This window comes from Pseudomonas sp. 2835, from assembly GCF_050435905.1.
In the GTDB taxonomy this organism is placed as follows: domain Bacteria; phylum Pseudomonadota; class Gammaproteobacteria; order Pseudomonadales; family Pseudomonadaceae; genus Aquipseudomonas.
The window spans coordinates 66,841-85,458 of the sequence record NZ_JBNDLE010000012.1; the positions used below are offsets into that span (position 1 = coordinate 66,841).

Genomic DNA, 18,618 nt, shown 5'->3' on the forward strand with positions numbered 1-18,618 from the left:
CCCGCGATGCTTTACGAGTGCGTGCAATCATGTCAACCAACGAGCACCTGAGTGAACTGATTCGCGCCAACGACGTCGAGGGCTTCGATCGCTGGGCGCTGCCCAGTTTCGACCCGGAACCTGAGCCCGAGCCTGAACCCGAGCCTGAACAGGTTCAGGAAGAAATCGAAGAAGTGCCGCTGGAAGAAGTCCAGCCACTGACCCTCGAAGAGCTTGAGAGCATCCGTCAGGAAGCCTACAACGAAGGTTTTGCCACCGGCGAGCGCGAGGGCTTTCACAGCACCCAGCTCAAAGTCCGCCAGGAAGCCGAAGAGGCGTTGACTGCAAAACTGGCCAGCCTCGAACAGGTCATGACCCACCTGCTCGAACCTATCGCCGAGCAGGACAGCCAGATCGAAAAGGCCGTTGTCCACCTGGTCGGGCACATCGCCCGCGAGGTCATCGGTCGCGAGCTGCGCAGCGATTCCAGCCAGATCGGCCAGGTGCTGCGAGAGGCTTTGAAGCTGCTGCCAATGGGCGCCGAGAACATCCGTATTCATATCAACCCGCAAGACTTCGAGCTGGTCAAAGCCTTGCGCGAGCGTCACGAAGAGCGCTGGAAGCTGCTCGAAGACGAAGCCCTGCTGCCAGGTGGCTGCCGCATCGAGACCGATCACAGCCGCATCGATGCAAGCATGGAAACCCGTATCGAAAAGGCCATGGCGCAATTGTTCGACCAGCTCCATGACCAAAGCCTGCACCCGGCGGCGCCGGACTTGCAGGTCGACCTGGACGTCCCCGATGCGCCTTGAGCGAACCAGTTTCGGCAAGCGTCTGGGGGCTTACGCCGACGCCGTCAATTTGCCTTCCCAGCCGGTGGTCGAAGGCCGCCTGCTGCGCATGGTGGGCCTGACCCTCGAAGCCGAAGGCTTGCGCGCGGCAGTCGGCAGTCGCTGCGTGGTGATCAACGACGACAGCTATCACCCGGTGCGGGTTGAGGCTGAAGTCATGGGTTTTGCCGGCGGCAAGGTGTTCCTCATGCCGGTCGGCAGCGTAGCCGGCATCGCGCCCGGTGCGCGCGTGGTGCCACTGGCCGACAGCGGTCGCCTGCCCATGGGCATGAGCATGCTCGGGCGGGTGCTCGATGGTGCCGGCCGAGCCCTGGACGGCAAGGGCGGGATGAAAGCCGAAGACTGGGTGCCGATGGACGGCCCGACCATCAACCCGCTCAACCGCGATCCGATCAGCCAGCCGCTGGACGTCGGCATTCGCAGCATCAACGGTTTGTTGACGGTCGGCCGTGGCCAGCGCCTGGGCCTGTTCGCCGGCACCGGCGTCGGCAAGAGTGTGCTGCTGGGCATGATGACGCGGTTTACCGAGGCGGACATCATTGTCGTCGGCCTGATCGGTGAGCGTGGTCGCGAGGTCAAGGAATTCATCGAGCAAATTCTTGGCGAAGAAGGCCTCAAGCGCTCGGTGGTCGTGGCCTCGCCCGCCGACGATGCGCCGCTGATGCGCTTGCGCGCGGCCATGTACTGCACGCGCATTGCCGAATACTTTCGCGACAAGGGCAAGAACGTCCTGTTGCTGATGGACTCCTTGACCCGTTTTGCCCAGGCCCAGCGGGAGATCGCCCTGGCCATTGGTGAGCCGCCGGCGACCAAGGGCTATCCGCCATCGGTGTTTGCCAAGCTGCCCAAGCTGGTGGAGCGCGCCGGTAATGGCGAAGCCGGTGGGGGTTCGATCACCGCGTTCTACACGGTACTGTCCGAGGGCGACGACCAGCAGGACCCGATTGCCGACTCGGCGCGGGGCGTGCTCGACGGTCACATCGTGCTGTCCCGGCGCCTGGCTGAAGAGGGGCATTACCCGGCCATTGATATCGAAGCTTCGATCAGCCGGGTCATGCCACAGGTGGTCAGCCCCGAGCAGATGACCGAAGCGCAGCAGTTCAAGCAGTTGTGGTCGCGCCTGTCGCAAAGCCGCGACCTGATCAGCGTTGGTGCCTATGTCGCCGGTGGTGACGCCGAGACTGACCTGGCCATTGCCCTGCAGCCGCGCCTTGTGCACTTCCTGCGCCAGGGCCTTAACGACAATGTTGGCATGCAGCAAAGCCGCGAACACCTTGTCGGCGTGTTTGCCCCCATGCCAGCGGCAGGCGGCTGATAGGCCATGGCCCAGCCAAGCCGTGCCGCGCGTCTGGCGCCGGTGGTGGAGATGGCGGAGAACGCCGAGCGCCAGGCCGCCCAGCGCCTGGGGCAGTTCCAGCAGCAGGTGAACATGGCCCAGGCCAAGCTCAGTGAGCTTGACCGCTTTCGTGAAGACTACCAATTGCAGTGGATCAACCGCGGTGGGCAGGGCGTTTCCGGCAGCTGGCTGGTCAACTACCAGAGCTTTCTCGGTCAGCTGGAAACTGCCATGACCCAGCAGCGCCAGAGCCTGGCCTGGCACCAGAACAACCTTAAGAATGCCCGGGGCACCTGGCAGCAGGCCTACGCCCGGGTCGAAGGCTTGCGCAAGCTGGTGCAGCGCTATATCGACGAGGCGCGAATGATCGAAGACAAGCGAGAGCAAAAACTGCTCGATGAACTGTCCCAGCGCCTGCCGCGCCACGACCGCTACTGATCCGTGCTTTGGTCGGCGCGGCTTGCTGGCGCGGGGTAGGGCTGCTAAACCTTCTAGATGTCTGCAATCGTCGCAATGGAAGGAATCATCGACATGGCAGTTGAATCTGAAGTATCCCCGGATGGGAAAAAGCTGACGATAAAAGTCAAAGGGCGTTTTGACTTCGGCAAGCACCAGGAATTTCGCAAGGCTTACGAATCGGACGCGGACAAGCCGGATTCAGTGGTTGTCGACCTCAAGGAGACAACCTATCTGGACAGTTCCGCCTTGGGCATGCTGTTGCTGTTGCGCGATCATGTCGGTGGGGACGATTCGGAAATACGCGTGGTCAACACCAGCTCCGATGTGCGAAAGATCCTCGCCATCTCCAACTTCGACAAGTTGTTCGACATCAGTTGAACCAGCCAGCCCATGTTTTCGAGGCGCTCACCATCCTGATCGCCGAAGACGGTGCTGCTGATCGCTTGTTGCTCGCTGCCATCGTGCGTACACAGGGCCATCAGGTGCTTACCGCCGAGAACGGCGAGCAGGCGGTTGCGCTGTTCGCCACGCAGCGTCCGCACATGGTCCTGCTCGATGCCTTGATGCCGGTAATGGACGGTTTCGAGGCGGCGCGACAGATCAAGGCGCTGGCCGGTGAAGCGCTGGTGCCGATCATCTTCCTCACCTCGCTGAGCGAAGAGCAGGCGTTGGTCCGTTGCCTGGAGGCAGGTGGCGACGATTTTCTGGCAAAACCCTATAGCCCGGTGATCCTGGCCGCCAAAATCAAGGCGATGGAGCGTATGCGCCGGCTTCAGGCTACGGTGCTGGAGCAGCGTGACCAGATTGCCCGTCATCACAGTCATCTGCTCAACGAACAGCGCGTTGCCAAGGCGGTGTTCGACCAGGTGGCGCATGCCGGTTGCCTGAGTGCATCGAATATCCGTTACCTGCAATCACCCTATGCCTTGTTCAATGGCGACTTGCTCCTGGCCGCATTCACACCAGCAGGTGACATGCATGTATTGCTCGGCGATTTCACCGGGCATGGCTTGCCGGCAGCGGTGGGTGCAATGCCCCTGGCCGAGGTGTTTTACGGCATGACCGCCAAAGGTTATGGCTTGGCCGAAACGCTGCGCGAGATGAATGCCAAGCTCAAGCGCATCCTGCCGGTGGACATGTTCTGTTGCGCGTTGCTGCTCAATCTGAGTTTTCAGCGGCGCGTGGTCGAAGTCTGGAATGGCGGCATGCCGGACGGCTATCTGTTGCCTGTCGGTGGTGGTGAGCCCATGGCCTTGGTTTCGCGGCACTTGCCGCTGGGCATCCTGGCGCCCGAGCGCTTCAATGATGCGACCGAAGTGCTGCCGCTGGCCCTGGGCGAGCGCCTGTTTTTGCTCTCCGATGGTGTGGTGGACACCAGCGATGACAACGACCAGTTGTTCGGTGTCGAGCGCTTGCGCCGGGTGCTGAGCGCCAATCGGCAGCCTGCGCTGTTGTTCGAGGAAGTGCTGCAGGCGCTGGAAGCGTTCCGCGGGCGCTCGCGAGACGACGTCAGCCTGCTGGATATCGAGGTGGTCGAGCCGCAACTGTTGTCGCCATTGCCGGTGGTCTATTCTGACAGTGGGCAGTCCAGTCCACTGGATTGGTCGCTACAGTTCGAGTTTCGCGCCGAAACATTAAAGCGTTTCAACCCATTACCATACTTGCTGCAGCTATTGCAGGAGATCCACGGTCTGCGGGCCCAGAGCGGGGCGCTGCACAGCGTCCTTGCCGAGCTGTATTCCAACGCCCTGGAGCATGGTGTGCTGGCTCTGGATTCGGCGCTCAAGCGCGATGCGCAGGGTTTTGCCGTCTACTATCAGATGCGCGATGAGCGCTTGCGGGCGTTGAGCGAGGGCTTCATCCGCGTGTACCTGCGGGTTGAACCGGATCGCCAGGGCGGGCGTCTGATTATTGAGGTCGAAGATAGCGGCAAGGGCTTCAATGTGAGTAAAGTGCTGGCCAGGCCAGTGTCCGAACAAGGGTTGTGCGGGCGCGGCCTGAACCTGATACGCCGGTTGAGCCGGCGCGCCGAATGGGCCGACGAGGGGCGCCGCGCACGCGTGGTGTTCGCCTGGGAGGCTCTGGCATAATCCAACTTGATCAAGGAGTGAGCAAGTGTCCGACATTCACATCGATCGCAAGGTGCTCAGCGACCTGCAGGAGGTCATGGAAGATGGCTACCTGTACTTGCTGGAAACCTTTCTTGAAGATTCCGAAAAACGCCTCAGCCAGTTGCATGAGGCGAAGAGCGCCGATGAGCTGGCGCATGCCGCGCACAGCTTCAAGGGCAGCAGCAGCAACATGGGCGCCGTGGCCCTGGCAGAGTTGTGCCGGCAGCTCGAAGACCGGGTCAACCACGGGCCGCTGCAAGGGATCGAGGACCTGATCAACCAGATCGACCGCGAGTACGCGGCAGTTCGTGACCTGTACCACGATGAACGCCAGCGTGCGTCGATTGGTTGAGCGCGCGGGGCAAACCTGGCGCGAGTTTTGCGTAGTCTTCGCTAATTCACGTTTACGACTTCTGTAGCGGAGACTCCTACATGCCTGTCGCCTCCAATCCCCTGCTGCAAACCAGCGCCGTGGCGAAGCCGTCGCGGGCCGCTGCCGGTGCGCCGGAAAAATCGCTTCAGGCCCCTAACGACAAGGCGTCCGGCTTTTCCGATGTGTATGCCAAGCAGTCTCGCGAGACGCCTGCGAGCGCCAAAGACACGCCTGTGCCTGAGAAGGTCGCCACCGCCCCGGGCAGCGGCAACAAAACGGCCGCTGATTCGTCGAAGGTTGCCGACAGCGGCAAAAGTTTGCCTGCGGAGCAGGACAGCACCGAGGTCGATCCGGCACTGGTGCCTGACCCCACCCTGCTCGACCCCAGCCTGGTGGCCGGTCAAGTGACCGATGCCCAGCCCGGCGCGCAGCTGATCCAGGCCCAGGCTGAAACCGTGGCGCCGGTGATTCAGGCTGCGGCAGCACAATTGCAGGCGGCTGCGGCGCCGGCCCAGCCGGAAGCCGAAGTGCCCGAATTCGATCCTGAGGCCGATCCGCTGTCTGATCTGCCGGCCTTGCGCCTGGCGCTTGAGCAAAGTGCCCAGGCCCAGGGCACTACCTCCGCACATGCCACTGGCAAGGCCGGCAATGCCCAGCCTGAAGCGGCAACCGCGCAGCCTGCCGTCAATACACTGGCGGCCCTGCTGGACAAGCCGGGGGCTGATGCCGAGCAGGGCGAGCCGGGCGAAAAAGCCTTCAGTGGCCTGATTGATGATGGCCTCAAAGACCTCAAGAGTACGTCCAGTGATACCCGTGTCGACAACTTTGCCGAGCGCCTGAGCAACCTGACCCAGGCCGCCACGGCCAAGACCGCCAATGCCGTGCCGGTGGCAACGCCGCTGAACCAGCCGTTGGCGATGAACCAGGGCGGCTGGACCGAAGGTCTGGTCAATCGGGTCATGTACCTGTCCAGCCAGAACCTGAAATCGGCGGATATCAAACTTGAGCCGGCCGAGCTTGGGCGCCTGGACATCCGCGTTAACCTGGCGCCGGAGCAGCAAGCCCAGGTGACCTTCGTCAGCGGTCATGCCGGGGTGCGCGAGGCGCTGGAAAACCAGGTGCACCGTCTCAAGGAAATGTTCGCCCAGCAAGGCCTGGGGCAGCCGGACGTCAATGTCGCTGACCAGTCCCGTGGCGGCCAGCAGCAGGGGGGGCAGGACACGCCGAAACTCAGTGGCGTAGCCGCCAGGCGCAATGAGGCTGGTGAATCCGCTGAAATCGCTCCAGGTGCAATGCCGGTCGAGCAGCAGTCGGTTGTGGGTTCCAGCGCGGTGGATTACTACGCCTGATTGGCTGTGCTCTTTGTGCTAGCCGACCTTGCTTTTCGAGGTTGGCATAACACTTGCTCAACCCTCGCCATGTGACTGAAATCTCCGATGAATGACGGATTATTGGCATGGCGAAGAGCGAAGCAGAGAAAGACCCCGCCGCTACAGGCAAACTCAAGCTGATCCTGCTGCTGGTGCTGGCATTGCTGCTGGCCATCGGCCTGTCGGTTGGCGCCACCTGGTTCTTCCTGCACAAGTCCGAGGACAAGCCTGCGGTCGATCCGGCCCTGGCCAACCTCAAGCCGGCAGCGATCTACGAGCCTCTGGCACCGGCCTTCGTGGTCAACTTCAACCAGAACGGCCGCCAGCGCTACATGCAGGTGAGCATCACCATGCAGGGGCGTGACCAGGCGGCGCTGGATGCCCTCAAGGTGCACATGCCGGTGATTCGCAACAACCTGGTCATGATGTTCTCGGGCCAGGGTTTCGACACCCTGTCCAGCCCTGTGGGCCAGGAAATGCTGCGCCAGAAGGCCACTGCCAGTGTCCAGGAAGTGGCACAGAAGGAAGTCGGCAAGCCGGTCATCGACCAGTTGCTGTTCACCAATTTCGTATTGCAGTAGGAGCCCCAGATGGCCGTGCAGGACCTGCTGTCCCAGGATGAAATCGATGCCTTGCTGCATGGCGTCGACGATGGTCTGGTGCAAACCGAAAGCAATGCCGAACCCGGCAGTGTCAAAAGTTATGACCTGACCAGCCAGGATCGGATCGTCCGCGGACGCATGCCGACCCTGGAAATGATCAACGAGCGCTTTGCCCGCTATACCCGCATCAGCATGTTCAACCTGCTGCGTCGCTCTGCGGACGTGGCGGTCGGCGGCGTGCAGGTGATGAAGTTCGGCGAGTACGTGCATTCGCTGTACGTGCCCACTAGCCTCAACCTGGTGAAGATCAAGCCGCTGCGCGGTACCTCGCTGTTCATCCTCGACGCCAAGCTGGTGTTCAAGCTGGTGGATAACTTCTTTGGTGGCGACGGTCGTCACGCCAAGATCGAGGGCCGCGAATTCACCCCGACCGAGCTGCGCGTGGTGCGCATGGTCCTCGACCAGGCGTTCGTCGACCTCAAGGAGGCCTGGCAGGCGATCATGCCGGTCAACTTCGAGTACATCAACTCGGAGGTCAACCCGGCCATGGCCAACATCGTCGGGCCAAGCGAGGCGGTGGTGGTCTCGACCTTCCACATCGAGCTCGATGGCGGTGGCGGCGACCTGCACGTGACCATGCCGTACTCGATGATCGAGCCGGTGCGCGAGATGCTCGACGCCGGTTTCCAGTCCGACCTGGACGACCAGGACGAACGCTGGATCAAGGCCCTGCGCGAAGACGTGCTGGATGTCAGCGTGCCGCTCAGCGCCACGGTTGCCCGTCGCCAGCTGAAGCTGCGCGACATCCTGCACATGCAGCCGGGCGATGTGATTCCGGTCGAGCTGCCGGATGAACTGATCCTTCGGGCCAACGGCGTGCCGTCGTTCAAGGCCAAGCTGGGTTCGCACAAGGGCACCCTGGCCCTGCAGATTATCGATCCGATCGAGCGCCGCTGAGGCGCTCGTGGTTCCAACTCCGAATTGATTGCCCGTCGAGGACAAAATGGCTAACGAAAACGACATCACCTCCCCGGAGGACCAGGCCCTGGCCGATGAATGGGCTGCGGCCCTGGAAGAAACCGGCGATGCCGGCCAGTCCGACATCGACGCCTTGCTCGCTGCCGATAGCGCCGCCAGCGCTCCGGCGTCCAGCCGCCTGGCCATGGAAGAGTTCGGCAGCTCGCCGCGCAGCAACGAACAGGTCACCCTCGATGGTCCGAACCTGGATGTGATCCTGGATATTCCGGTGAGCATTTCCATGGAAGTCGGCAGCACCGAGATCAACATCCGCAACCTGCTGCAACTCAACCAGGGTTCGGTGATCGAGCTTGACCGCCTGGCCGGCGAGCCGCTGGACGTGCTGGTCAATGGCACCCTTATCGCCCACGGCGAAGTGGTGGTGGTCAACGAAAAGTTCGGCATCCGCCTGACGGACGTGATCAGCCCGAGCGAACGCATCAAGAAGCTGCGCTGAGTGAGCAGGCTCCTGCGCAACGGCCTGGGCCTGGCCTGCGGCCTGTACGTGGATGTCGCCCTGGCTGCCACGCAGCCGGCGGCTGCGGTAGTGGCGCCGGCAAGCAGTGGCAGCGCGGCTGGGCAATTGACCCAGCTGGTGCTGGGGCTGTTGCTGGTGCTGGGGTTGATCTTCGTCTTGGCCTGGCTGCTGCGCCGGGTGCAGAACGCCGCGCCCGGCAGTGGCCAGGTCATCGAGATTCTCGGCAGCCGTTCGCTGGGGCCGCGCGATCGGCTGTTGCTGATCCAGGTGGGCAAGGAGCAAATCCTCATCGGCCATTCGCCGGGCGCCATCGAGGCCCTGCATGTCATGGCCGAACCTGTTGAAGTGCCCGCCAGTGCGCGCCAGGCAACACCAGAATTCGCCCAGCGGCTGATGGAGCTGATGGGCAAGGATCAGAAGGGAAGGTCGTGATGGGCGCGTTGCGCATGATGTTGACGCTGCTGCTGATGCTGGCAGCGCCGCTGGCCCTGGCGGCTGATCCACTGTCGATCCCGGCGATCACCCTGTCCAGCGGGGCCGACGGCCAGCAGGAGTATTCGGTCAGCCTGCAGATCCTGCTGATCATGACCGCGCTGAGTTTCATCCCGGCGTTCGTCGTGCTGATGACCAGCTTTACCCGCATCATCATCGTCTTTTCCATTCTGCGCCAGGCCTTGGGCCTGCAACAGACGCCGTCGAACCAGATCCTCAACGGCATGGCGCTGTTCCTGACCCTGTTCATCATGGCGCCGGTGTTCGACCGCATCAACCAGGAGGCCGTGCAGCCGTACCTGGCAGAGAAACTCAGCGCCCAGGATGCGATCAGCAAGGCCCAGGCGCCGTTGAAGAACTTCATGCTGGCGCAGACCCGCGAGAGCGACCTTGACCTGTTCATGCGCCTGTCCAAGCGCACCGACATCGCCAGCCCCGATCAGGCGCCATTGACCATCCTGGTGCCGGCCTTCGTCACCTCGGAGCTCAAGACCGCGTTCCAGATCGGCTTCATGATCTTCATCCCGTTCCTGATCATCGACCTGGTGGTGGCCAGTGTGCTGATGGCCATGGGGATGATGATGCTGTCGCCGCTGATCATCTCGTTGCCGTTCAAGATCATGCTGTTTGTCCTGGTCGATGGCTGGGCGCTGATCATGGGTACCCTGGCCGGCAGTTTCGGCGGCGTTTGACGCTGCGAGGAGAAGAAGTCCATGACCCCTGAAGTGGCTGTCGACCTGTTTCGCGATGCGTTGTGGCTGACCACCCTGATGGTTGCCATCCTGGTGGTGCCAAGCCTGCTGGTGGGCCTGGTCGTGGCGATGTTCCAGGCCGCCACGCAGATCAACGAACAGACCCTGAGCTTCCTGCCGCGCCTGCTGGTAATGCTGGTGACCCTGATCGTGGTCGGCCCGTGGCTGGTGCAGAAATTCATGGAATACATCCTGTCGTTGTACGGCAGCATTCCGCAGCTGATCGGCTGACCCGGCGATGCTCGAGCTGACCGACGCGCAGATTGGCGCCTGGGTGGCCAGTTTCATCCTGCCGTTGATTCGCGTCACGGCGGTGCTGATGACCATGCCGATTTTCGGTACCACCCTGGTGCCGACACGTATCCGCATGTATTTCGCTCTGGCAATCACCGTGGTCATCGTTCCCGGCCTGCCGCCGATGCCGGTGGTCGAATCGCTGGATCTCAGGGCAATGTTGTTGGTGGCCGAGCAGATCATCATTGGCGCCGTGTTTGGTATGGCGCTGCAGCTGTTCTTCCAGATTTTCGTCATTGCCGGGCAAATCGTCGCAATCCAGATGGGCATGGCCTTCGCTTCCATGGTCGACCCGGCCAACGGCGTCAACGTGGCGGTGGTCAGCCAGTTCCTGACCATGCTGGTGACCTTGCTGTTCCTTGCCATCAACGGTCATCTGGTGGTCTTCGAGGTGCTGACCGAGAGCTTTACCACCTTGCCGGTGGGCGGTGGCGTGCTGGTCAACCATTTCTGGGACCTGGCCGGGCGCCTGGGTTGGGTGCTGGGTGCAGCCATGCTGTTGGTATTGCCGGCGGTGACCGCGCTGCTGGTGGTCAATATTGCCTTTGGCGTGATGACCCGGGCGGCGCCGCAGCTGAACATCTTTTCCATCGGCTTTCCGCTGACCCTGGTGTTGGGGATGGTGATCTTCTGGATCACCCTGGCCGATATTCTTCCTCACTACCAGTCACTGGCTTCCGAAGCCTTGCAGTGGCTGCGTGAGCTGGCACGGGCGCGCTGAGCATGGCAGAGAGCGAAAGCGGTCAGGACAAAACAGAAGACCCCACCGACAAGCGCAAGAAGGACGCGCGCGAAAAGGGCGAGATTGCCCGTTCCAAGGAGCTCAATACGGTGGCGGTGACCCTGGCTGGCGCGGGTGCGCTGCTGGCGTTTGGTGGTGGCCTGGCGCAAACCCTGATGGAGCTGATGCGGATCAATTTCAGCTTGTCCCGCGAGGTGCTCATCGATGAGCGGTCCATGGGTATTTTCCTCATGGCCTCCGGCAAGATGGCCCTGCTGGCGACCCAGCCGGTATTGCTGGTGCTGCTGATTGCGGCAATCATCGGCCCGGTGTCGCTGGGCGGGTTCCTGTTTTCCAGTAGCTCGCTGGCACCGAAGTTCAGCCGTATGAACCCGCTATCGGGGATCAAGCGGATGTTCTCGGTCAACGCCTTGTCCGAGCTGCTCAAGGCCCTGGCCAAGTTCTTCATGATTCTGATCGTCGCTCTGACGGTGTTGTCGGCTGATCGCGATGACCTGCTGGCAATTGCCAATGAGCCGCTGGAGCAGGCGATCATCCATAGCGTCCAGGTGGTTGGCTGGAGTGCGCTGTGGATGGCGGCGGGGCTGTTGATCATCGCTGCGGTGGACGTGCCGATCCAGCTCTGGCAGGCGCACAAGAAGCTGTTGATGACCAAGCAGGAGGTGCGTGACGAGTACAAGGACTCCGAAGGCAAGCCCGAGGTCAAGCAGCGCATTCGCCAGCTGCAGCGCGAGGCTTCGCAGCGGCGGATGATGGCGGCGATTCCCGAGGCGGACGTGATCATCACCAACCCGACCCACTATGCCGTGGCGCTCAAGTACGACCCGGAGAAGGGCGCGGCGCCGCTGCTGCTGGCCAAGGGCGCCGACTTCATCGCCCTGAAAATTCGCGAGATCGCCAACGAGCACAAGATCCAGGTGCTCGAATCGCCGGCGCTGGCGCGTTCGATCTACTATTCCACCGAGCTTGAAGAAGAGATTCCCGCCGGTTTGTACCTGGCAGTGGCCCAGGTGCTGGCCTATGTCTACCAGATCCGCCAGTATCGCGCCGGCAAGGGCAAGCCGCCGGAGCCGCTCAAGGATCTGCCGATCCCGCCGGATTTACGCCGCGATTCCTGATCGACATTGTCGGCCTTATCGCTGGCAAGTGCAGCTCCCGCAGGGGGGCATGCAGGCTCATTGTGGGAGTCGGCGTTGCCGGCGATGGCTGCGCAGCAGCCCCGAGTCACTCAAACCACCTCGTTCGGCAAAGTTGGAAAGCTTCTTGCAAAGGCAGCGCTGCGCGCCTCAAACGCGTCAAAGTTTTGCTTGAGCTAACGAGGAATACCGGTGGATCGCTCTCAGTTAATCAACAGTGCCCGTAGCAACCTGGTCGGTCTAGGCCGGGGTAACCTGGGTGTGCCGCTGTTGCTGCTGGTGATGCTGGCAATGATGATGTTGCCGATCCCGCCGTTTTTGCTCGACGTGTTCTTCACCTTCAACATCGCCTTGTCGATCGTGGTCTTGCTGGTCTGCGTCTACGCCCTGCGCCCACTGGACTTTGCCGCGTTCCCGACCATCCTGCTGGTGGCGACGCTATTGCGCCTGGCGCTCAACGTGGCGTCCACGCGGGTGGTAATGCTCCACGGCCATGACGGCCACGAGGCCGCCGGTAAGGTGATCCAGGCCTTCGGCGAGGTGGTGATCGGCGGTAACTACGTGGTCGGTATCGTGGTCTTCGCGATCCTGATGATCATCAACTTCGTGGTGGTCACCAAGGGTGCCGGGCGTATTTCCGAGGTGAGTGCGCGCTTCACCCTCGACGCCATGCCCGGCAAGCAGATGGCCATCGACGCCGACCTCAACGCCGGCCTGATCGACCAGGCCCAGGCCAAGGCGCGCCGCGCTGAAGTGGCTGGCGAGGCCGAGTTCTACGGCTCGATGGACGGTGCCAGCAAGTTCGTCCGCGGTGACGCCATCGCCGGCCTGTTGATCCTGTTCATCAACCTGATCGGCGGCATGGCCGTCGGTATGTTCCAGCACAACATGACCTTTGCCGATGCCGGCAAGGTCTATGCCCTGTTGACCATCGGTGACGGTTTGGTGGCGCAACTGCCATCGCTGTTGCTGTCCACTGCGGCTGCGATCATGGTTACCCGCGCCTCGGGCTCCGAGGACATGGGCAAGCAGATCAACCGGCAGATGTTCGATTCGCCCAAGGCCCTGGCGGTGTCGGCCGGCCTGATGATCGTCATGGGCCTGGTGCCGGGCATGCCGCACATCGCTTTCCTGAGCCTCGGCCTGCTGGCCGCCGGCGGTGCCTATCTGGTGTGGCGCAAGCAGAACCAGGCCAAGCTCAAGGCCCTGGAAGAGGTGCAGCGCCAGCAGGACCTGCTGCCATCGCCACAGCGCGCCATGGAAACCAAGGAGCTGGGCTGGGATGACGTCACGCCAATCGACATGATCGGCCTTGAGGTCGGCTACCGGCTGATTCCGCTGGTGGACCGCAACCAGGGCGGCCAGTTGCTGGCGCGGATCAAGGGCGTGCGCAAAAAGCTGTCCCAGGACCTGGGCTTTCTCATGCCCACGGTGCACATTCGCGACAACCTCGACCTGGCGCCCAGTGCCTACCGCTTGACCCTGATGGGGGTGATCCTGGCCGAAGCCGAGATCTACCCGGACCGCGAGCTTGCGATCAACCCGGGGCAGGTGTTCGGTACCCTCAATGGTATTGCCGCCCGCGACCCGGCCTTTGGCCTGGAAGCGGTGTGGATCGACGTTAACCAGCGCAGTCAGGCGCAGTCGCTGGGCTACACGGTGGTGGATGCCAGTACGGTGGTTGCCACCCACCTCAACCAGATTCTGCACAAGCACTGCCATGAGCTGATCGGCCACGAAGAAGTGCAGCAGCTGCTGCAGGTGCTGGCCAAGGCGTCGCCCAAGCTTGCCGAGGAGCTGGTGCCGGGCGTCATTTCCTTGTCGGGCCTGCTCAAAGTGCTGCAGGCGTTGCTCGCCGAGCAGGTTCCGGTACGCGATATTCGCAGCATTGCCGAAGCCATCGCCAACAACCCGGGCAAGAGTCAAGATACCGCCGCGCTGGTGGCGGTGGTGCGCGTCGGATTGTGTCGCGCTATCGTGCAAAGCATTGTCGGCGTTGAGTCCGAGCTGCCTGTGATCACCCTTGAGCCAAGATTGGAACAGATTTTGCTCAATAGTTTGCAAAGGGCTGGGCAAGGCCAGGAAGACGGTGTTCTTCTGGAGCCGAGCATGGCCGAAAAGCTTCAGCGTTCGTTGATCGAAGCCGCCCAGCGTCAGGAGATGCAAGGGCAGCCGGCGATCCTCCTGGTCGCAGGACCGGTACGAGCCATGCTGTCGCGCTTCGGTCGCCTGGCTGTACCGAATTTGCATGTTTTGGCGTATCAGGAAATACCTGACAACAAGCAAGTTACCATCGTCGCCACAGTGGGCCCGAACGGCTGAGGTAGTGGGTTATGCAAGTTAAGCGTTTTTTCGCCGCCGATATGCGTCAGGCCATGAAGCTGGTTCGCGATGAGCTGGGGGCCGATGCCGCCATCATTGGCAACCGACGGATTGCTGGCGGTGTCGAGCTGACGGCTGCGCTGGACTACAAACTGTCCGCCCTCGCGCCGCGGGTGCCGAATGTCGAGCTCGAAGACGAACTGCGCAAGACCCAGTCGCGCATCGTCACCGCCCAGGCCGAGCTGAGCAGCCGCAGCGAGAGCGAAGACGCCAATCGCCAGCTGTTTGCCGGCTTGCCGCTGACCGCTTCCGAACCGCTGGTCGACCCGCAGGTCGAAGCGCCGGCAGTCCCTGCCGCGCCGGCCGCCGCGCCAATTGACCAGCGTCTGTTCGACTCGATGCGTTCGGAGCTGTCGGGCCTGCGCGAATTGCTTGAAGTGCAGCTCGGCTCGCTGGCCTGGAGCCAGTTGCAGGGCAACAAGCCGCAGCAGGCCAACCTCTGGCGCCGCCTGCAGCGTATCGGTCTGTCCGGGCCGATTGCCCGCGAACTGCTCGACCTGACCACCGAAATCCAGGAGCCGCGTCACGCCTGGCGCATGCTCCTGGCACACCTGGCGCGGATGATCCAGGTGCCGGAAATCGAACCGATCGAAGAAGGCGGTGTCATTGCCATGGTCGGTCCGGCAGGCATGGGCAAGACCACCACCCTGGCCAAGCTTGCCGCGCGTTATGTACTCAAGTACGGCGCGCACAACCTGGCCCTGGTGAGCATGGACAGCTTCCGTATCGGCGCCCAGGAGCAGCTCAAGACCCTGGGGCGGATCCTCAATGTTTCGGTTACCCACGTCGATCCGGGCCAGTCGCTGGCCCAAGCCCTCGACCCGCTGCTGCGCAAGCGCGTGGTGCTGATTGATACCGCTGGCTTGCAAGCCAGCGACCCGGCGCTGCGCATGCAGCTGGAAACCCTTGCCGGGCGCGGGATTCAGGCCAAGAATTACCTGGTACTGGCAACCACCAGCCAGAAACAGGTGCTGACCGCCGCCTACCACAGCTACAAGCGCTGCGGCCTGGCCGGTTGCATCCTGACCAAGCTAGATGAAACCGCCAGCCTCGGCGAAGTATTGAGCCTGGCAATCAGTCACGAACTGCCGGTGGCCTATCTTACCGATGGCCCGCGCATTCCTGACGACCTGCACCTGCCGCGCCGGCACCAGTTGGTCAGCCGCGCAGTGAGCGTGCAGATGCAGGACGAGCCCAGCGAAGAGGCCATGGCCGACATGTTCGCTGATCTCTACCACAGCTCCGGCAAACGCGTGGGCTGAGGTGAATATGAATACGTTGCAAAGTACCTACATCAATGGTCTGCCAGGCATTTTTCAGGTGTTGAAAGCGCAGCCCAGTCATGTGGCCTCGGTCTAAGTAAGACAAGGTAAAGAACAAACATGGGTAGCATGCATCCCGTACAGGTGATCGCCGTGACCGGTGGCAAAGGTGGCGTCGGCAAGACTAACGTGTCAGTGAACCTGTCGCTGGCGCTGGCTGAGCTTGGCCGTCGGGTCATGCTGCTGGACGCCGACCTGGGTCTGGCCAACGTCGACGTGCTCCTGGGCCTGACGCCCAAGCGTACCCTGGCCGACGTCATCGAAGGCCGTTGCGAGTTGCGCGACGTGTTGCTGCAAGGCCCCGGCGGTGTGCGCATCGTGCCGGCGGCCTCGGGCACGCAGAGCATGGTGCACCTGGCCCCGGCCCAGCACGCCGGCCTGATCCAGGCCTTCAGCGAGATCGGCGACAACCTCGACGTGCTGGTGATCGACACCGCTGCGGGTATCGGTGACTCGGTAGTCAGTTTTGTCCGCGCCGCCCAGGAAGTGCTGCTGGTGGTGTGCGACGAGCCCACTTCGATCACCGACGCCTACGCCCTGATCAAGCTGCTCAACCGTGATTACGGCATGAACCGCTTCCGCGTCCTGGCGAACATGGCCCAGAGCCCTCAGGAGGGGCGCAACCTGTTCGCCAAGTTGACCAAGGTCACTGATCGCTTCCTCGATGTCGCCTTACAATACGTCGGTGCGGTGCCTTACGACGAATGCGTGCGCAAGGCGGTGCAGAAGCAGCGAGCGGTCTATGAAGCCTTCCCGCGTTCCAAGTGCGCGCTGGCATTCAAGGCCATTGCCCAGAAGGTCGATAGCTGGCCGCTGCCTGCCAACCCACGGGGGCACCTGGAGTTCTTCGTCGAGCGCCTGGTGCAACCGACGAGTGCGGGTCCGGTGCTATGAACGCCAGCGGTTATCGGATGTACAGCAAGGCTTCGCGTGACGCCCAGTACGAGCTGATCGAGCGTTACGCGCCGCTGGTCAAGCGCATCGCCTACCACTTGCTGGCACGTCTGCCGGCCAGTGTGCAGGTGGAGGACCTGATCCAGGCCGGGATGATCGGCCTGCTTGAAGTCTCCAACAAGTACGACGCGAGCAAGGGGGCCAGTTTCGAGACCTACGCCGGCATCCGCATCCGCGGCGCCATGCTCGATGAAGTGCGCAAGGGTGACTGGGCACCGCGTTCGGTACACCGCAATACCCGCATGGTCAGTGACGCGATTCGTGCAATTGAAGCAAAAACCGGCCGTGACGCTAAAGATCACGAGGTTGCTGCCGAACTTCAATTGAGTCTCGATGATTATTACGGGATTTTGAATGACACCCTGGGCAGCCGCCTGTTCAGTTTCGACGACCTGTTGCAGGACGGCGAACATGAAGGCCTGCACGAGGACGGTGCCAGTGCCCAGCTCGAGCCTTCGCGCGATCTGGAAGACGAGCGTTTTCAGGCAGCCTTGGCCGATGCCATCGCCAACCTGCCGGAACGCGAGCGTCTGGTCCTGGCGCTGTACTACGACGAAGAGCTCAACCTCAAGGAGATCGGTGAGGTCCTGGGGGTGAGTGAGTCGCGTGTCAGCCAGTTGCACAGCCAGTGCGCGGCACGTTTGCGTGGTCGCCTGGGGGAATGGCGGGCGCGTTGAACGCAGGTTCGATGCAGTCGTGAAATGTAGTGCCGAATTGATTGAATGCGCGTTCCGCGCTGAACGCGTTAAAGACTGCTTGGAGGTCTAATTGAACAAAGACATGAAAATCCTCATCGTGGACGACTTCTCGACGATGCGGCGGATCATCAAGAACCTGTTGCGTGATCTGGGCTTTACCAACACCCAGGAAGCCGATGATGGCAACACTGCACTGCCGATGCTCGAAAGCGGTCATTTCGACTTTCTGGTGACCGACTGGAACATGCCTGGCATGTCCGGTATCGACCTGCTGCGCAAGGTGCGTGCCGACGAGCGTCTGAAACACCTGCCGGTGCTGATGGTGACTGCCGAAGCCAAGCGCGAGCAGATCATCGAAGCCGCCCAGGCCGGGGTCAACGGCTATGTGGTCAAGCCGTTCACCGCCCAGGTGCTGAAAGAAAAGATCGAAAAGATCTTCGAGCGCGTCAATAGCTGAGGTACGCCACGGGGGCGCTATGGAGCAAACACAATCATCCTTGGGCGAGTTCGAGTCGACACTCAAGAAACACGCCCGGGAACTGGTCGACAGCCTTGAACGAGGCAAGTTCGGCGACGCGGTGCAACTGATCCATCAGCTGAACCAGACCCGTGACCTTGGCCTGTATCAGGAAGTCGGAAAACTCACCCGTGAGCTGCACAGCGCGATCGTCAGTTTCCAGATCGACCCGCACATGCCGCAAGCCGAGGAAGTGTCGCAGATCACTGACGCGACCGAGCGCCTGTCCTACGTGGTCAAGCTGACCGAGGGCGCGGCCAACCGCACCATGGACCTGGTCGAAGCCAGCACACCGGTACTCAACGAGCTGAGCGACGAAGCCAAGGCGCTGAGCGTCGACTGGCAGCGCTTCATGCGCCGCGAAGTGGCGGCACCGGAGTTTCGTGAACTGGCCAAGCGTGTCGACAGTTTCCTGACGCGCAGCGAGGAGGGCAACCGCAAGGTCGCCAGCCACCTCAATGACATTCTTCTGGCTCAGGACTACCAAGACCTGACCGGCCAGGTGATCAAACGCGTCACGACGCTGGTCACCGAAGTAGAAAGCAATCTGCTCAAGCTCGTGCTGATGGCCAGTCAGGTCGACCGTTTTGCCGGTATCGAACATGACCACCAGCAGCTGCGCGCTGAAAAAGATCAAGAAAAACATCCGACTCGGGGTGAAGGTCCGCAGATTCATGCCGATAAGCGTGAAGACGTTGTGTCCGGTCAGGACGATGTCGACGATCTGCTGTCCAGTCTGGGTTTTTAGGGAGC

General features: G+C 62.0%; 21 protein-coding genes. All 21 read left to right on the forward strand.

Features of this window, described 5'->3' with window-relative positions; all coding sequences use genetic code 11:
* The first annotated feature begins 29 nt into the window (after nt 1–29).
* The 21 genes from fliH (at nt 30) to ABIE20_RS17985 (ending at nt 18,613) form a co-directional block, all read left to right on the forward strand.
* Nucleotides 30–791: a flagellar assembly protein FliH gene (gene fliH / locus ABIE20_RS17885; protein WP_429506293.1), complete on the forward strand. Its 762-nt coding sequence runs from the start codon at nt 30–32 to the stop codon at nt 789–791.
* The gene (fliI, locus tag ABIE20_RS17890) at nt 781–2,145 is read left to right on the forward strand and encodes a flagellar protein export ATPase FliI (RefSeq protein ID WP_429506294.1); all 1,365 of its coding nucleotides are present in this window, start codon (nt 781–783) and stop codon (nt 2,143–2,145) included. The genes fliH and fliI overlap by 11 nt, the downstream gene beginning before the upstream one ends.
* Before the next feature lie 6 nt (nt 2,146–2,151).
* Nucleotides 2,152–2,604, forward strand: a complete 453-nt coding sequence (fliJ, locus tag ABIE20_RS17895; RefSeq protein WP_429506295.1) for a flagellar export protein FliJ — start codon at nt 2,152–2,154, stop codon at nt 2,602–2,604.
* A gap of 93 nt (nt 2,605–2,697) precedes the next feature.
* Entirely contained in the window at nt 2,698–3,003 is a 306-nt protein-coding gene (locus ABIE20_RS17900) for an STAS domain-containing protein (protein ID WP_429506296.1), read from the forward strand.
* Nucleotides 3,000–4,715, forward strand: coding sequence for an ATP-binding SpoIIE family protein phosphatase (locus tag ABIE20_RS17905; protein WP_429506298.1), 1,716 nt, complete (start codon nt 3,000–3,002; stop codon nt 4,713–4,715). The genes ABIE20_RS17900 and ABIE20_RS17905 overlap by 4 nt, the downstream gene beginning before the upstream one ends.
* Nucleotides 4,716–4,740: 25 nt before the next feature.
* Entirely contained in the window at nt 4,741–5,088 is a 348-nt protein-coding gene (locus ABIE20_RS17910) for an Hpt domain-containing protein (RefSeq protein WP_429506299.1), read from the forward strand.
* A gap of 80 nt (nt 5,089–5,168) precedes the next feature.
* The gene (locus ABIE20_RS17915; RefSeq protein ID WP_429506300.1) at nt 5,169–6,458 is read left to right on the forward strand and encodes a flagellar hook-length control protein FliK; all 1,290 of its coding nucleotides are present in this window, start codon (nt 5,169–5,171) and stop codon (nt 6,456–6,458) included.
* Nucleotides 6,459–6,565: 107 nt separating this feature from the next.
* The gene (fliL, locus tag ABIE20_RS17920) at nt 6,566–7,060 is read left to right on the forward strand and encodes a flagellar basal body-associated protein FliL (protein WP_045200300.1); all 495 of its coding nucleotides are present in this window, start codon (nt 6,566–6,568) and stop codon (nt 7,058–7,060) included.
* Between the two features lie 9 nt (nt 7,061–7,069).
* Nucleotides 7,070–8,038, forward strand: a complete 969-nt coding sequence (gene fliM, locus ABIE20_RS17925) for a flagellar motor switch protein FliM (RefSeq protein WP_045200301.1) — start codon at nt 7,070–7,072, stop codon at nt 8,036–8,038.
* Nucleotides 8,039–8,084: 46 nt separating this feature from the next.
* Nucleotides 8,085–8,555, forward strand: a complete 471-nt coding sequence (fliN, locus tag ABIE20_RS17930) for a flagellar motor switch protein FliN (RefSeq protein ID WP_093385593.1) — start codon at nt 8,085–8,087, stop codon at nt 8,553–8,555.
* The gene (gene fliO, locus ABIE20_RS17935; protein WP_429506302.1) at nt 8,556–9,008 is read left to right on the forward strand and encodes a flagellar biosynthetic protein FliO; all 453 of its coding nucleotides are present in this window, start codon (nt 8,556–8,558) and stop codon (nt 9,006–9,008) included. It abuts the gene before it with no gap.
* Nucleotides 9,008–9,760 (forward strand): flagellar type III secretion system pore protein FliP, encoded by a 753-nt coding sequence (fliP, locus tag ABIE20_RS17940; RefSeq protein WP_038996372.1) that lies wholly within the window; start codon nt 9,008–9,010, stop codon nt 9,758–9,760. The genes fliO and fliP overlap by 1 nt, the downstream gene beginning before the upstream one ends.
* Before the next feature lie 21 nt (nt 9,761–9,781).
* Nucleotides 9,782–10,051: a flagellar biosynthesis protein FliQ gene (gene fliQ / locus ABIE20_RS17945; RefSeq protein ID WP_045200304.1), complete on the forward strand. Its 270-nt coding sequence runs from the start codon at nt 9,782–9,784 to the stop codon at nt 10,049–10,051.
* Nucleotides 10,052–10,058: 7 nt separating this feature from the next.
* Nucleotides 10,059–10,835, forward strand: a complete 777-nt coding sequence (gene fliR, locus ABIE20_RS17950) for a flagellar biosynthetic protein FliR (protein ID WP_045200306.1) — start codon at nt 10,059–10,061, stop codon at nt 10,833–10,835.
* Nucleotides 10,836–10,837: 2 nt separating this feature from the next.
* Nucleotides 10,838–11,974, forward strand: coding sequence for a flagellar biosynthesis protein FlhB (gene flhB, locus ABIE20_RS17955; RefSeq protein WP_045200308.1), 1,137 nt, complete (start codon nt 10,838–10,840; stop codon nt 11,972–11,974).
* Between the two features lie 210 nt (nt 11,975–12,184).
* Complete coding sequence (gene flhA / locus ABIE20_RS17960; RefSeq protein ID WP_045200310.1) at nt 12,185–14,314, forward strand: flagellar biosynthesis protein FlhA; 2,130 nt, start codon at nt 12,185–12,187, stop codon at nt 14,312–14,314.
* Between the two features lie 11 nt (nt 14,315–14,325).
* Nucleotides 14,326–15,636 (forward strand): flagellar biosynthesis protein FlhF, encoded by a 1,311-nt coding sequence (gene flhF / locus ABIE20_RS17965; RefSeq protein ID WP_429506305.1) that lies wholly within the window; start codon nt 14,326–14,328, stop codon nt 15,634–15,636.
* A gap of 120 nt (nt 15,637–15,756) precedes the next feature.
* Nucleotides 15,757–16,590, forward strand: coding sequence for a flagellar synthesis regulator FleN (gene fleN / locus ABIE20_RS17970; RefSeq protein WP_016393812.1), 834 nt, complete (start codon nt 15,757–15,759; stop codon nt 16,588–16,590).
* Complete coding sequence (gene fliA / locus ABIE20_RS17975) at nt 16,587–17,327, forward strand: RNA polymerase sigma factor FliA (RefSeq protein WP_115088066.1); 741 nt, start codon at nt 16,587–16,589, stop codon at nt 17,325–17,327. Before fleN ends, fliA begins: the two co-directional genes overlap by 4 nt.
* A 103-nt stretch (nt 17,328–17,430) precedes the next feature.
* Entirely contained in the window at nt 17,431–17,805 is a 375-nt protein-coding gene (locus ABIE20_RS17980) for a chemotaxis response regulator CheY (protein WP_036990294.1), read from the forward strand.
* A gap of 19 nt (nt 17,806–17,824) precedes the next feature.
* Nucleotides 17,825–18,613 carry a protein phosphatase CheZ gene (locus tag ABIE20_RS17985; RefSeq protein ID WP_038996365.1) on the forward strand — a complete coding sequence of 263 codons (789 nt, stop codon included), beginning with the start codon at nt 17,825–17,827 and terminating at the stop codon, nt 18,611–18,613.
* Nucleotides 18,614–18,618: the final 5 nt, after the last annotated feature.